The sequence below is a fragment of the Polaribacter sargassicola genome (assembly GCF_021991835.1).
GTDB lineage: Bacteria > Bacteroidota > Bacteroidia > Flavobacteriales > Flavobacteriaceae > Polaribacter > Polaribacter sargassicola.
Genome location: NZ_JAHDAU010000008.1, coordinates 82,046 through 97,868, shown reverse-complemented (window position 1 = coordinate 97,868; position 15,823 = coordinate 82,046). Strand labels below are relative to the sequence as shown.

Here is a 15,823-nt window from a genome sequence, read left to right as displayed (position 1 = left end):
AACCACGTCAATTAATTGACGTGGTTTTTAAAATTATATAATTTAAACTTAAATTATTTAGGATCTAATATTGCATCAATTCTGTCTACAACATCTTGTAAATGGTAACGAGTAAGAGTGTTTCCTCTGTAAGAAGCTGCTTTAGCATCTTTTTGTAAACGTTTTAATTCTCCTCTTGCAACAGATTTAATATCAGAACTACCAGATAATAATTCACCTAAAATTTCTACGTGACTTTTTTGTAGATTTCTTCTGTATGTATCGATGCTTCTACCATTATAAAGCTCTGTCCAAATTCCTTTTCTAAGGTCAGAGAACATAGAGATTAAGCTGTAAGCATTAGATCCGTTTAACGTCTCATTTTCAATCATACGTTTCATTCTGCTAGAGCTTAAAAGAGTACCTAAAGTTCTTGCTTGTAAAGATCTAATGTTTTCTACAGCACCACTAGATTGTACTTTAGAGAAAAGGTCTTTGTCTAATAACCAAGTAGGAGTTTTAAATAATTCATCAATAACAAACTTTAAAGATTCTTTTTGGCGTGCTTTGTCTACGTGAGTATATACTGCGCCTTCTTGGTCTGTTGTTTTGTAGTTTTCGTAAACACCACCAACATTAGAAGAAACATGGCCCATGTATCTGTTAAACTGTCCTACTAATTGGCTATACATTTCTGCCATATCATCATACGTTTTACCATCTTCTGTTGTCCACTCATGTAACTTAGGTAAAATTCTTTTTAAATTTTTAATACCATAAGTACTAGCTTTTACAGCATCATCTCCTAAATCTTCTGTTTGAGAACTAGGATCTACAACACCAAATTGTTGACGACCAAAACGATACATTGGGTCACCAGCATGTTCTAAAATCCAAGAATCTAAAATTGGTTTTTCTTCTTCTGCTGTTTTATCTAAAATAGGTCTATATCCCCAAGAGATAGAATATTTATCATAAGTACCAATGTTTGGCATTAAAGCAACACCTTTATCTTCTGGTTGAGCAACATAATTAAAACGAGCATAATCCATAATAGAAGGTGCTGTACCATATTTTTTAGTAAAACTAGCAGAACGTAAAGAATCTACAGGATAAGCTGCAGAACTACCCATGTTATGTGGTAACCCTAAAGTGTGTCCTAACTCATGAGAAGATACAAAACGAATTAAACGTCCCATAGTCTCTGTTTTAAAGTTGTTACTTCTTGCATCAGGATTTATAGCTGCAGTTTGTATAAAGAACCAGTTGTGTAATAATGTCATTACGTTGTGATACCAATTAATATCAGATTCTAAAATTTCTCCAGATCTTGGGTCACTAACATGAGGTCCGTTTGCATTTGGTATTGGAGATGCTAAATATCTAATTACAGAATAACGTATGTCTTCTGGGCTATATTCTGGATCTTCTTCTTTGGTTGGAGCCATTTTACCAACAATTGCATTTTTAAAACCAGCAGCTTCAAATGCAACTTGCCAATCGTTTACACCTTGTATAATATAAGGTACCCATTCTTTAGGTGTAGCTCTATCTACATAGTATACAATTTGTTTTTTAGGCTCAACTAATTCACCTCTTTTAAACTTTTCAATATCTTCGTCTTTTACTTCTAAACGATATCTGTCTAAATAAGTAACTGTTTTACTTTTTTGATCACTTAAACCGTAATCTGTTTGTCTGCTTGTAAACCAACCAACTCTTTCATCAAAATAACGACGTTTCATAGGTACTTTAGGTAGTAATACCATAGAGTTACTCATTTCTATAGTAATAGAACCAAGGCTTCTGTTAGACGGTGGTTTATTAGAGAAGTAAGTTTTTACGTGTCTTATTTCTATATTTTGTGGGTAACTACTTATTCTATCTATATAAGAACGAGTTTTATCCATTCTAGTTGCTTGGTAAGCTTTTCTATTTCTATCTGGTAAACCTAAAGGTTTTATGTCTGTAGAAAATAATTCTGTTGCATCTATAACAGTAGCGGTACTATCTTTACTTATTGCTTTTATAGGAAAAGAGAATAAGATAGGTTCTAAGTTAGAATTTACTACAGCTTCATGTACAGGTAAAATAGTGTCTGCAACAACATTATGAGAAACTACACGCAATAAAATGTTTTTCTTTTTACGTTCCCAACGTAAAACTTGAGTGTTTGTTTTTCCTCCACCAAAACCAATTCCACTGGCAGTTTTAGCAATTCTAGTAACCATTAACATTTCTCTATTTATAAGAGAATCTGGGATTTCGAAAAGATATGTATCATCTTTCGAATGAACTTTAAAAAGACCATCATCAGTTTTGTGGTCTTTGGTAACTACCTTAGCATAAGGTTGCATATCACCTTTTTTTGGTTTAGGAGCTACTTTTTTTGGTGTTTCTTTTTTTTTCTTTTTCCAAAACTGAGCTTCAGTTTCTAAAGAAAATCCAAAAACTAACGCAACTACAAAAAGATGCGAAATAAGTTTTTTTGTTGTCATAAATATTTGATTTGAATTTGCTCGAAATTACATAAACTCAAAAAGTTGATATCTTAAATTTATGTTAAAGAAAAAGAGTGTCTTATGTTGAAAAAAAACATGTTAATTTATTGCTTTATTGATATCGTTTTTTGATAATAATTGTTTTTTTAATAATAAAAAACGACATCAAATTTAATTTGATGTCGTTTTAAACAGTTTTTAATAAAGATATTTAGCTTTTATAGCTTAAAAGCTTCTTTAATTTTATCTACATAATCTAGTTTCTCCCAAGTAAAAGTTTCTACTTCTTCAGAAATTGTTTCTCCCATAGGGTTTGTAAAAGTTACGGTTTTAACTTCAGAAGTTCTTCCCATATGTCCGTAAGCAGCAGTTTCAGAATAAATAGGTGCTCTTAATTTTAAACGTTGTTCAATAAAATAAGGGCGCATATCAAAAATAGTTTCTACTATTTTACTAATTTCTCCATCTGTTAAGTCTACAGTAGATGTTCCGTAAGTATCAACATTAATACTTGTAGGTTTTGCAACACCAATTGCATAAGAAACTTGTACTAATACTTCTTTACAAAGCCCAGCAGCAACTAAATTTTTAGCAATATGTCTTGTTGCGTAAGCACCAGATCTATCAACTTTACTAGGGTCTTTACCAGAAAAAGCACCACCACCGTGAGCTCCTTTGCCACCATAAGTATCAACAATAATTTTTCTACCTGTTAAACCAGCATCTCCATGAGGTCCACCAATTACAAAAATTCCTGTAGGATTTATGTGGTAAGTAATACTATCTGTAAATAATTTTTGAAGATGAGCCGGAAGTTTAGCAACTACTCTAGGAATTAAAATTTCTACAATATCTTTTTTAATTTTTGCTAACATAACTTCTTCAGAAGAATCAAAATCATCATGTTGTGTAGAAATTACAATAGCATCAATTCTTTGCGGAACATTGTCATCAGAATACTCTATAGTTACTTGAGATTTTGCATCTGGACGTAAGTAAGTAATGTCTTTGTTTTCTCTACGTAAAAGAGCTAATTCTATTAAAAGTCTATGCGATAATTCTAATGCCAAAGGCATGTAGTTTTCGGTTTCATCAGTAGCATAACCAAACATCATACCTTGGTCTCCTGCACCTTGATCTTCTGGTTTAGCTCTGTCTACACCTTGATTAATATCTGGTGATTGTTCATGAATTGCAGATAAAACTCCACAAGAGTTTCCATCAAACATGTACTCTCCTTTAGTGTAACCTATTTTGTTAATTACATCTCTAGCAATTTGTTGTACATCTAAATATGTTTTAGATTTTACTTCTCCTGCTAAAACTACTTGACCGGTAGTAACTAAAGTTTCACAAGCAACTTTACTGCTTTTATCAAATGCTAAAAAATTATCGATTAAAGCATCAGATATTTGATCGGCAATTTTGTCTGGGTGTCCTTCAGAAACACTTTCTGAGGTAAATAAATATGACATAATAAATCTTCTTTTTGTTATTGAAAAATGAAAAGAGATTGCAAGAGTCGCGAAAAGTAGTAGGAAATTACTGCTTTAGCATTTTTTTTATGAGGTTGCAATCAGTTCAAATTTTTCCTCTAAATTCTCTGCAAAGGTACATCTTAAATTTTAATAGCATAGTTTTAAATCATAAAATTTTGTTATGGTATCATCAAAAAAAATAAAATGTTGTTTTTTAAATTATATGGTAATCATAAAAAATGTTGTTTTAAATGTGATATTTGTATTTTAATAAAAATATTTTCATTTTTTCTTGGATATTAAATTTTTCTAAACATATATTTGCATTCACAAAGTTCAATAACTTATTGAAATGTTATCAAGAAAGGTGGAGGGATTAGACCCGCTGAAGCCTTAGCAACCCTTTTCGCGAGGAAAAGAAGGTGCTAAATTCTACTTAATTTCAGATTCATTTATCAGAAATTGGATAGATAACCCAAAAACAAATACACATTCTGTGTACTTGTGTAATTCTTAATAACATTTTTCTAGTAAGTACATCAATAAAGATTGATGCATTTGACTTTTGGTTTAATTATTTATTAACTCAAAAAAAATAGAAAAATGAGTACTCAAAAATTAGCAACAAACGCATTACATGCTGGGCATGACGTAACACAAAACGGAGGTACAAGAGCAGTTCCTATTTATCAGACTTCGTCTTATGTTTTTAACAATTCAGAACACGCGGCAAACCTTTTTTCATTAAAAGAATTAGGTTTTATTTACACACGCTTAAACAACCCAACAAATCAAATTTTACAAGATCGTTTAGCGGCTGTAGAAGGCGGAATTGGAGCAGTAGTTTTTGCGTCTGGTACAGCAGCAATATCTACAGGGTTATTAACTTTATTAAAAGCAGGAGATCATATTGTGGCTTCTAGTAGTTTGTATGGAGGAACGTACAATTTATTAAGTGTAACTTTACCAAGATTCGGAATTACAACAACATTTGTAGATGCTTCAAATCCTGATAATTTTGCTGATGCTGTAAAAGATAACACAAGAGCATTTTTTGTAGAGTCTTTAGGAAACCCTAAGTTAGATGTTTTAGATTTAGAAGCTATTGCAGCACATTCTAAAAAAGCAGAAGTTCCTTTTATTGTTGATAATACTGTGGCGACTCCTGCTTTATTGAACCCAATTAAACATGGTGCAAATATTGTAATTCATTCTTTAACAAAATATATTGGTGGACAAGGAACTTCTTTAGGAGGAGCAATTGTAGATTCAGGAACTTTTAATTGGGCAAATGGTAAATTCCCAGAATTTACAGAGCCTTCTGCAGGTTATCATGGGTTAAAATATCACGAAGCTTTAGGTGCAGCTTCATATACTTTTAAATTAATTTTAGAAGGTTTGCGTGATTTTGGTGGCGCTTTAAGTCCTACAAACGCATTTAATATTATTCAAGGTTTAGAAACTTTACCTGTTAGAATTCAGCAACATTCTAAAAATGCTCTAGAGTTGGCAAAATGGTTAGAAGCGCAAGATGAGGTTGCTTGGGTTAATTATCCTGGTTTAGAAAGTAGTACATACAAAACTTTAGCAGATAAATATTTACCAAAAGGACAAAGCGGAATTGTAACTTTTGGACCAAAAGGAGGTTTTGAAGCAGCAAAAACAATTGCAGATAAGACAGAAATATTTTCTTTGTTAGCAAATATAGGTGATACTAAATCATTAATAATTCATCCAGCAAGTACAACGCATCAACAATTAGACGAAAAAGCACAAGAAAGTGCCGGAGTTAGTCAAGATTTAATTAGATTGTCTGTTGGTATAGAGGATATTGAGGATCTAAAAGCAGATTTAAAAAAGGCTTTTTCAGAAATATAAAACAATTGTCTTTTTGAGCGTAGTCGAAAGGTTTAATTAACTTTGGTAAATCAAAAGTTCTTTACTGCGCTTAAACAGATAAACAATAAATGTCAAAAATTGGAACATCCATTACAACATATTAAAATACACAATTTTACTACAGAAATAGGTGTGTTAATTGCAGAGCTAAATTTAAGTTATCAAATTTTTGGTCAAAACTTAGGTACAGCACCTGTTATTTTGATAAATCATGCACTTACAGGAAACTCATATGTAGCAGGAGAAAAAGGTTGGTGGAAAGATATTGTTGGTGATGAAAAAGCCATAAATACTAAAAATTACACCATTTTATCTTTTAATATTCCTGGTAATGGTTTTGATGGATTTTTAATTGATAATTACAAAGATTTTATAGCTAGAGATATTGCAAGAATCTTTTTGCAAGGTTTATCAATTTTAAAAATTGATAGGTTGTTTGCATTAATTGGTGGTTCTTTAGGCGGTGGAATTGCGTGGGAAATGATGGTTTTAAATAATAAATTAACCCAACATTTTTTGCCAATTGCAACCGATTGGAAATCTACAGATTGGTTAATTGCCAATTGCCAAATTCAAGAACAATTTTTGGTGAATTCTAGCAATCCTGTTCACGATGCAAGAATGCACGCGATGTTGTGTTACAGAACACCAGAAAGTTTTAAAGAACGTTTTCATCGATCTAAAAAAGAAGATTCAGATATTTTTAATGTAGAAAGTTGGTTGTTGCATCATGGTAAATCACTGCAAGAACGTTATCAATTATCGTCTTATAAACTAATGAATCAATTATTAAAAACAATTGATGTTACAAAAGGAGGCGTAAAATCTGATGAAATTTTAGATAAAATTGATGCCAATATTCACGTAATTGGTGTGGATTCTGATTTGTTTTTTACTGCCGAAGAAAATAGAGAAACTCATAAAAAATTGGCATTAACAAAAGATAATGTTACGTATAATGAGATAAATTCGGTGCATGGGCATGATGCATTTTTAATGGAATATGATCAGTTACAAAAAATTATAGAATCAATTTTTAACAAAGATTACAGAGAAAAGAAGATGAAAGTTTTAAAGTTTGGAGGAAAATCTTTAGCCAATGGTTTAGGCTTAGAAAATGTGATTGCAATTATTGCAAGTAAGTTTAAAGACAAAGAAAAAATGACCATTGTTGCTTCTGCTAGAGGAAACGCAACTAACGAGTTAGAGGCTATTTTGCAAAAAGCAGCAGCTAAAAAAGAATATAAAAAGAAGTTTAATCAATTTAAAGAATATCAATTAGAACCTAATAAAAATGTAGATTTTTCTAATGAGTTTTTAAAATTAGAAACCATTTTTGAAGGCGTTTCTTTATTGGGTGATTACAGTCAGAAAATTAAAGACGAAGTTTTAGCGCAAGGAGAATTATTATCGGTAAAAATGTTGGCAAGTTTGTTAGAAAAAGAAAATATTTCTGCAAATGCTGTAGATTCTAGATCGTTAATAATTACTGATGAAAATTTTGGAAATGCACAACCAATAACTGTGGTTTCTAAAGAAAATGTAATTTCTTATTTTAAAGAAAATAATTCAAAAATAAATATCGTTTCTGGTTTTATAGCTTCTAATAAAAAAGGAGAAACGACTACTTTGGGTAGAAATGGTAGTAATTATACAGCAGCTTTATTGGCAAATTATTTAGATGCAGATGAGTTGCAAAATTATACACATGTTAGTGGTATTTTTACAGCCGATCCAAAATTAGTTGCAGATGCTAAAAAAATAGATCAACTTTCTTTTAATGAGGCAAATGAGTTGGCAACTTTTGGTACAAACTTGTTACATGCAAAAACAATTATTCCGTTAATTGAAAAAAACATTAACCTTAGAATTTTAAATACTTTTAATCTTAAAGATAAAGGAACTTTAATTTCATCAACATCGGCATCCAAAGGAATTAAAACAATTTCTACCATAGAAAATATGGCAATGATTAATTTTGAAGGTAGAGGTTTATTGGGTAAGGTAGGTATTGATGCTCGTATTTTTAACGCGTTAAGTAAAGAAAATATTAGTGTAAATATTATTGCACAAGGTTCTTCAGAACGTGGAGTTGGTTTGGTAATTAATGCCGAAAATACTTTGCGAGCAGTTAATGCATTAGAAGAAGAATTTGAAAACGATTTTCATGCACAAGATGTAAATCATATTGCTGTTTTTGATGACGTTTCTGTAATTTCTATTATTGGACAAGATTTAAGTCAGTTTCATCATCCTTATAATGCGTTAATAAAAAACCAAATTGTGCCACTATTATTTAATAATACAGTTACGGGTAAAAATGTAAGTTTGGTAGTTAAAAAAACAGAATTATACAAGGCTGTAAATGTAATTCATGGTCAGGTTTTTGGTGTTACCAAGAAAATAAATATTGCCATTTTTGGAAAAGGTTTGGTTGGCGGAACACTGATAGATCAAATTATAGAAAATACACAATCTGTTTTAGAAAGAAGAAAATTACAATTGAATGTTTTTGCTGTAGCAAACTCTAAAAAAGTATTGTTAAAGAAAGATGGAGTTACCAAAGATTGGAAAGAAAATTTATTAGAAAAGGGCGATGAAAATGCAACTGTTAATGATGTTATAGCTTTTGCAAAAGCGAATCATTTTGAAAATCTAATAGCTGTAGATAATACTGCAAGCGTAAATTTTGTTGCAAATTATATTCCGTTTATAGAAGCTGGTTTCGATTTAGTTTCGTGTAATAAAATTGCCAATACTTTATCTTTTGATTTTTATAAAGAAGTAAGAGCAAAATTAAAAGAATACAAAAAGCAATATTTGTATGAAACCAATGTAGGAGCAGGTTTACCGTTAATAGATACAATTCGTTTACTGCATGAGTCAGGAGAAAATATCACTAAAATTAGAGGTGTTTTTTCTGGAAGTTTAAGTTATCTGTTTAATAATTTTTCAGCTAAAAATGTTTCTTTTTCAGAGGTTTTAAAAGAAGCAATCGAAAAAGGATTTACAGAACCAGATCCAAGAGAAGATTTAGGAGGAAATGATGTTGCTAGAAAATTATTAATTTTAGCAAGAGAATTAGAGTTAGAAAATGAATTTGATGAAGTTAAAATTAAAAATCTAATTCCAGAAAATTTAAGAGAAGGGAATGTTACTGATTTTTTAAGTAATTTAGAGTTGTTAAATGATGAATATAAAACACTAAAAGAAAACCAAGAAGCAAATCATGTTTTACGTTATATTGGCGAATTAAGTGGAGATTTATCAAAAAATAAAGGTACTTTAGAAGTAAAATTAGTATCAACACCAGAAAGTACACCATTAGGTTCTTTAAAAGGTTCTGATGCAATTTTTGAAATTTATACAGAATCTTATGGAGAACAACCAATTGTAATACAGGGAGCAGGAGCAGGAGCAAGTGTAACTGCTAGAGGTGTTTTTGGAGATATCTTAAGATTAGCAAAACATAATAATTAAAAAGTTTTTGGTTTTTAGCTGTTGATTATTAGTATAATTTATCAACCAAAAACCATCAACCAAAAACCATAATAATGAGTAAACATTTCGAAACACAAGCCATAAGAAGTCAAACAGAAAGAAGTCAGTTTTCTGAGCATTCTACACCTTTATATTTAACGTCTAGTTTTGTTTTTGATGATGCAGAAGACATGCGTTCATCCTTCGCAGAAGAAAAAGAACGTAATTTATACAGCAGATTTACAAACCCAAATACCACAGAGTTTGTTGATAAAATTGTAACAATGGAAGGTGCAGAGGCAGGTTATGCTTTTGCAACAGGTATGTCTGCTATATTTTCTTCATTTGCTGCATTATTAAATGCTGGCGATCATATTGTTTCTTGTCGTTCTGTTTTTGGTTCTACACATAGTATGTTTACCAAATATTTGCCAAAATGGAATATTGAAACTTCTTATTTTAAAGTTGATGAGGTAGATTTGGTAGAAAGTTTGATTAAGGAAAATACAAAAATTCTTTATATAGAAACGCCAACAAACCCTGCTGTAGATATTTTAGATTTAGAGTTAATTGGTAAAATTGCAAAAAAACACAATCTTATTTTTATTGTAGATAATTGTTTTGCAACACCATACATTCAACAACCAATTAAATTTGGAGCAGATTTAGTAGTGCATTCTGCAACAAAATTAATAGACGGACAAGGACGTGTTTTAGGAGGAGTTGCAGTGGGTAAAGCAGATTTAATTAGAGAAATTTATTTATTTGCTAGAAATACTGGTCCGGCAATGTCTCCATTTAATGCATGGGTTTTATCTAAAAGTTTAGAAACTTTATCTATAAGAGTAGAAAAACATTGTGAAAATGCGTTAAAAATAGCTGAGTTTTTAGAAGGAAATAAAAATGTTGAGTTTGTAAAATATCCGTTTTTAAAATCGCATCCACAATACGAAGTTGCTAAAAACCAAATGAAATTAGGAGGTAACATTGTTGCTTTTGAAATTAAAGGAGGAATTGAAGCCGGAAGAAAGTTTTTAGATGCTATAAAAATGTGTTCTTTATCAGCAAATTTAGGCGATACTAGAACTATTGTTACGCATCCATCATCTACAACTCACGGGCGTTTATCAGAAGAAGATCGTTTAGAAGTTGGTATTACAAATGGTTTAGTAAGAGTTTCTGTAGGATTAGAAAATGCAGAAGATATTATTGCAGATTTAGAGCAAGCCTTAAATAATTAATAGCAGTTTTAAGTTAAGTAATAAAGTAATTATAAGGTTTATATATAGTTATATAATAATTTTATTTATAATTACGGTAAATTGGTTAACCAATTTTGTATTTTTAAAAACTAAATTATTAATGTTATTATTTATTTTATGAAAATCTCTTTCAGATTATTATTTCTTGGGTCTTTATTTTTATCCCTTTTTTCTTGTGGTTCTAATGATTCTGAAGAAGAATTAGAAGTTTTATCTTTATCTACTATTACAGAGTTTTCTGCAAATCAAGAAACACAATCAGTAGATGTAACTGCAAATATGTACTGGTACACACGTAATACTACAAATTGGATTACCGTTACGCCAACTAATGGAACAAACAATAAAACTGTAGAAATTTCTGTATCTGCAAACACAGATTTTAATAAAAGAACAGGTACAATTACTTTTATTGGAGGTAGTTTATCTGAAGATTTAATAATAACACAAGCCGCAAAAGAAGAGGTTACAGGAGAGTTAGATCCTGATAAAGCACCTTCACAAAATTTTGATTTATCTACTTGGAATCTAAGTATTCCTGTTGATAAAGGCAATGGAACAGCAACAACAATTACTGTAAGTGAAATTAATAGTGCGTATGAAAATAGTAATTATTTTTATACAGCAGATGATGGAGGAATGGTCTTTAAATGCCCAGTTGATGGTTTTAAAACTTCAGAAAACACAAGTTATACCAGAGTAGAATTTAGAGAAATGTTAAGGGGAACTGATACAAGTATTAGTACGCAAGGTGTAAATAAAAACAATTGGGTTTTTGGTACTGCACCGCAAGCGGATATTGCTGCTGCTGCTGCTTATGATGGAGAAATGTCTGCAACACTTTCTGTAAATCATGTAACTACAACAGGCGATTCTAGTCAGCAAGGACGTGTTATTGTTGGGCAAATTCACGCAAATGATGATGAACCTATTCGTCTTTATTATAGAAAATTAGCTAATAATACTTTAGGGTCAATTTATTTTGCTCATGAACCTACAGACGGTAATGGAAGCGAGCAATGGTATGAAATGATTGGTTCTAGAAGTAGCAGTGCTTCTAATCCATCTGACGGAATTGCGCTTGACGAAAAATTTAGCTACACAATTAAAGTTGTTGGAGATCTTTTAACGGTGACAATAATTAGAGAAGGAAAAGAAGATGTTGTTGAAACGGTTGACATGAAAGACAGCGGATTTAATGTAAGTGGGCAATATATGTACTTTAAAGCAGGAGTTTATAATCAAAATAATTCTGGTGATGCAGATGATTATGTGCAAGCTACTTTTTATTCTTTAGAAAAATCTCATACAGCTAATTAATAGAATTTAGCAAACTATTTAGTTTTAAATATTGTCCTACTATTTTAGTATAGTAATTATTTAAAATTATGTATTTTTGCTATATGCTATCAAAAAAGACAAAATACGGAATAAAAGCACTTACTTATTTAGCAAGGCAGAAAGATAAAACTCCTGTTGCTATTGCTACTATATCAGAGAGTGAAAATATTTCACTAAAATTCTTAGAAAGCATTTTACTAACGCTTCGTAAAAATGGATTATTAGGTTCTAAAAAAGGAAAAGGTGGTGGTTATTACCTTTTAAAAGAATCTAATGAAATTCAAATGACTACTGTAATGAGAATCTTAGAAGGGCCAATTGCTATGGTGCCTTGTGTAAGTTTAAATTTTTATGAAAAATGCGATGATTGTCCGGATGAAAATGTATGTGCAGTAAATAAATTAATGGTTCAGGTTAGGGATAGTTCCCTTAAAATATTTAAAAATACTACGTTAGCAGATCTGTGTAATTGCTAAAAGCCTAATTTACTTATAAAAAAGTACCAAGTATTTTAATTACTATATCCTTGTAGTGATTAAAAATTCATAATATTTATGCCTTTTTATTAATAATCTACTAAATCTATAGGGTTTAAGTAATTTTTAGGTTGGAATCTTTATTTAATCTATTAAAAAGAAGTATGTTTGCATACCCTACTAAAGAAGTGGGGTAAATATTTGAATTGATTTTTATGATTTTAAAACAAATCATTTTTAGTAAAAAAGCACAAAGTAAAGGTTTTGAAGACGACAAGAAATCAGAAAAACCTTTGCGAAGTGTGTTGAAAGCTTTAAGCTGGCGCCTTATAGGTACAATAGATACGTTAGTAGTATCTTACATATTAACAGGCGAAATTGCATTGGCAACATCAATAGCCTCTGTAGATTTTTTAACAAAATTAGTTCTATACTTTTTTCATGAAAGAATTTGGAACAAAATAAAATGGGGAAAATAATGAACCTAGATTTAGAAAAAATAAACAAAGAATTAAAAGACAAGAGTCCATCAGAAATTATTTCTTGGGCAATTTCTTTTGCAAAAAATGCAGTGATTACAACCAACTTTAGACCTTATGAAGTTGCAATTTTAAATGCAGTTACAGAAGTAAAAAAAGACATTAAAGTAATTTGGTGCGATACAGGTTACAATACTGTGCAAACTTATAAGCATGCAGAAGAAATTATAGAAAAATTGAATTTAAATATTCAATTATATGTGCCAAAACAAACGGTTGCTCATAGAAATGTGGTGTTAGGTGTTCCGTCAATAGAAGATCCAAAACATGCAATCTTTACAGAGCAGGTAAAGTTAGAGCCTTTTGCTAGAGCTATGAAAGAGCATCAACCAGATGTGTGGTTTACAAACCTTAGAAAAGGGCAAACAGCATTTAGAAATAGTATTGATGTTGTTTCTGTAAGTAAAGACGGAATTGTAAAAGTAAGTCCTTTTTACAATTGGTCTGATGAGCAGTTAGATGTTTATTTAGAAGAAAAAGGTTTGCCAAACGAGTTTACATATTTCGATCCAACAAAAGTAGAAAGTAATAGAGAATGTGGTTTACACATCTAAAAAAATAATTATGAGTAATAAAACGATACAAGTAGATGCTTTAGAAAGTGAAGCGATTTATATTTTTAGAGAAGTTGTAGCACAATTTGAAAAACCTGTGTTACTTTTTTCTGGAGGAAAAGACAGTATAACTTTGGTAAGATTAGCTCAAAAAGCATTTTACCCTGCAAAAATTCCTTTTCCATTAATGCATATAGATACTGGTCATAACTTTCCAGAAACAATTGAGTTTAGAGACAGGTTAACAAAAGAGTTAGGTGTAGAGCTAATTGTAAGAAATGTACAAGACAATATAGATTCTGGTCGTGTTAAAGAAGAAACAGGTAGATATGCAAGTAGAAACATGTTGCAAACAGAAACGTTGTTAGATGCTATAGAAGAGTTTGGTTTTGATGCATGTATTGGTGGTGCAAGACGTGATGAAGAAAAAGCAAGGGCTAAAGAAAGAATCTTTTCTGTAAGAGATGATTTTGGACAATGGGATGAAAAAAACCAACGCCCGGAAGTGTTTGATATGTTAAACGGAAGAATAGATTTAGGGCAGAATGTGCGTGTTTTTCCAATATCAAATTGGACAGAATTAGATGTTTGGTCTTATATAGAACAAGAAGGTATAGAAATACCATCAATTTATTTTGCACATAAAAGAAAAACATTTGTTAGAGATGGTATGATTTGGTCTGCCGATGATGATGTAGTTTATAGAGATGAAGAAGAAGAAGTGGTAGAAAGAATGGTGCGTTTTAGAACTGTTGGAGACATGAGTTGTACAGCAGCAGTATTGTCTGATGCGGTAGATATTGTAAAAGTAGTAGAAGAAATTAGAGATTCTTCCATTTCTGAAAGAGGGGCAAGAATAGATGACAAACGATCGGAAGCAGCAATGGAAAAAAGAAAACAACAAGGGTATTTCTAAAATCTAATTACCAAAAGAAAACAACATGAAAGTATTAAAAATAGCAACAGCAGGAAGTGTAGATGATGGTAAAAGTACCTTAATCGGTCGTATTTTATACGATACAAAATCATTAACTGATGATAAGTTAGAAGCAATAGAAGAAAAGAGTAGACAACGTGGTTTTGATTATTTAGATTTTTCTTTAGCTACAGATGGTTTAGTGGCAGAAAGAGAACAAGGAATTACAATTGATGTAGCCCATATTTATTTTTCAACTCCATCAAAAAGTTTCATTATAGCAGATACTCCAGGTCATATAGAGTATACAAGAAATATGGTTACAGGTGCTTCTACAGCGCAGGCTTCTATTGTTTTAATTGATGCAAGAAACGGAGTTGTAGAGCAAACATACCGTCATTTTTTTATCAATAACTTGTTAAGAATTAAAGACGTTGTAATTGCTGTAAATAAAATGGATTTGGTAGATTTTTCTGAAGAAAAATTTAATCAAATTAAAGGTGAGATAGAATATTTGGCAAGTAAAAGTGAGTATAAAGGTCAGAATTTAACATTTATACCATTATCTGCTTTACAAGGAGATAATGTTGTAGAAAAATCTGAAAATACACCTTGGTATAAAGGAGAAACTTTAATGCATCATTTAGAAAGATTAGATTTAGATGATATAGATGATGTTTCTCAAACACGTTTTCCTGTGCAAACTGTTATTAGACCAAAAACAGAAGAATATCATGATTTTAGAGGTTATGCTGGTAAAATTTATGGAGGAAATTTAGCAGTTGGAGATGAAGTAGCTGTATTGCCATCGCAAACAAAATCTAAAATTAAGAGTATTAATTTCTTTGATAAAGAGTTTCAAGAAGCAAAAAGAGGAAGTTCTATTACCGTTACTTTAGAAGATAATGTAAATGTAAGTAGAGGAGATATGTTGGTTAAAGTAACTGAAGAACCAAAAATTACAAAACAGTTAGATGCAACTATTTGTTGGATGGATAAAGAGCCGTTACAAGCGTCTCAAAAATATTACATTAAACATGGTGTAAATGATGCACAAGCAAAAATTACACAATTATCTAGTATTATAAAAACAGATTTTTCTGGTATAGAAGAAAATCCATCGGCATTAGAGTTAAATCAAATTGGTGACATCCAATTAAAATTGAGCAAACCATTATTGGTAGATTCTTATAAAGACAATAAATCTAATGGGTCATTTATTTTAATCAACCCAAAAACTAATAGTACAGTTGGTGTTGGTTTTATAAGGTAAAATTCTTTAAACCTGTAAAAAAGAAAACAAGAAAATTAGCAGATAAGAGAAATAAAAAGAAATTAATTAACAATATTCTTATTGCCCGAGTAAGAGTTCCTTCCCTTTTTAGGGAAGGTTAGGAT

Annotated in this window: 11 protein-coding genes and 1 riboswitch; of the genes, 9 read left to right on the top strand and 2 right to left on the bottom strand. The window is 30.7% G+C overall.

The features are described 5' to 3' along the window. Positions 1–53: 53 nt before the first annotated feature. The gene (locus tag KI686_RS13100) at positions 54–2,477 is read right to left on the bottom strand and encodes a zinc-dependent metalloprotease (protein WP_237589777.1); all 2,424 of its coding nucleotides are present in this window, start codon (positions 2,475–2,477) and stop codon (positions 54–56) included. Positions 2,478–2,698: 221 nt separating this feature from the next. Then, the gene (gene metK / locus KI686_RS13095) at positions 2,699–3,955 is read right to left on the bottom strand and encodes a methionine adenosyltransferase (protein ID WP_237589776.1); all 1,257 of its coding nucleotides are present in this window, start codon (positions 3,953–3,955) and stop codon (positions 2,699–2,701) included. Between the two features lie 355 nt (positions 3,956–4,310). Further along, positions 4,311–4,435: riboswitch (SAM riboswitch) on the top strand. Between the two features lie 126 nt (positions 4,436–4,561). Here metK and KI686_RS13090 point away from each other — a divergent pair. From KI686_RS13090 to KI686_RS13050, 9 genes are all read left to right on the top strand, one after another. Further along, the gene (locus tag KI686_RS13090; RefSeq protein WP_237589775.1) at positions 4,562–5,836 is read left to right on the top strand and encodes an O-acetylhomoserine aminocarboxypropyltransferase/cysteine synthase family protein; all 1,275 of its coding nucleotides are present in this window, start codon (positions 4,562–4,564) and stop codon (positions 5,834–5,836) included. A 99-nt stretch (positions 5,837–5,935) separates the two neighbouring features. Continuing rightward, positions 5,936–9,337, top strand: a complete 3,402-nt coding sequence (gene thrA / locus KI686_RS13085) for a bifunctional aspartate kinase/homoserine dehydrogenase I (RefSeq protein ID WP_237589774.1) — start codon at positions 5,936–5,938, stop codon at positions 9,335–9,337. Between the two features lie 74 nt (positions 9,338–9,411). Further along, positions 9,412–10,578, top strand: a complete 1,167-nt coding sequence (locus tag KI686_RS13080) for an O-succinylhomoserine sulfhydrylase (protein WP_237589773.1) — start codon at positions 9,412–9,414, stop codon at positions 10,576–10,578. Positions 10,579–10,716: 138 nt separating this feature from the next. Further along, positions 10,717–11,919 carry a polysaccharide lyase family 7 protein gene (locus KI686_RS13075; protein WP_237589772.1) on the top strand — a complete coding sequence of 401 codons (1,203 nt, stop codon included), beginning with the start codon at positions 10,717–10,719 and terminating at the stop codon, positions 11,917–11,919. A gap of 83 nt (positions 11,920–12,002) precedes the next feature. Continuing rightward, complete coding sequence (locus KI686_RS13070) at positions 12,003–12,416, top strand: RrF2 family transcriptional regulator (RefSeq protein ID WP_237589771.1); 414 nt, start codon at positions 12,003–12,005, stop codon at positions 12,414–12,416. A 215-nt stretch (positions 12,417–12,631) separates the two neighbouring features. Further along, entirely contained in the window at positions 12,632–12,895 is a 264-nt protein-coding gene (locus tag KI686_RS13065) for a DUF2061 domain-containing protein (protein ID WP_237589770.1), read from the top strand. Then, complete coding sequence (locus KI686_RS13060; RefSeq protein ID WP_237589769.1) at positions 12,895–13,509, top strand: phosphoadenosine phosphosulfate reductase domain-containing protein; 615 nt, start codon at positions 12,895–12,897, stop codon at positions 13,507–13,509. Before KI686_RS13065 ends, KI686_RS13060 begins: the two co-directional genes overlap by 1 nt. 10 nt (positions 13,510–13,519) lie before the next feature. Then, positions 13,520–14,425 carry a sulfate adenylyltransferase subunit CysD gene (gene cysD, locus KI686_RS13055; RefSeq protein ID WP_237589768.1) on the top strand — a complete coding sequence of 302 codons (906 nt, stop codon included), beginning with the start codon at positions 13,520–13,522 and terminating at the stop codon, positions 14,423–14,425. A gap of 25 nt (positions 14,426–14,450) precedes the next feature. Next, complete coding sequence (locus tag KI686_RS13050) at positions 14,451–15,698, top strand: sulfate adenylyltransferase subunit 1 (protein WP_237589767.1); 1,248 nt, start codon at positions 14,451–14,453, stop codon at positions 15,696–15,698. The last annotated feature ends 125 nt before the right edge of the window (positions 15,699–15,823 follow it).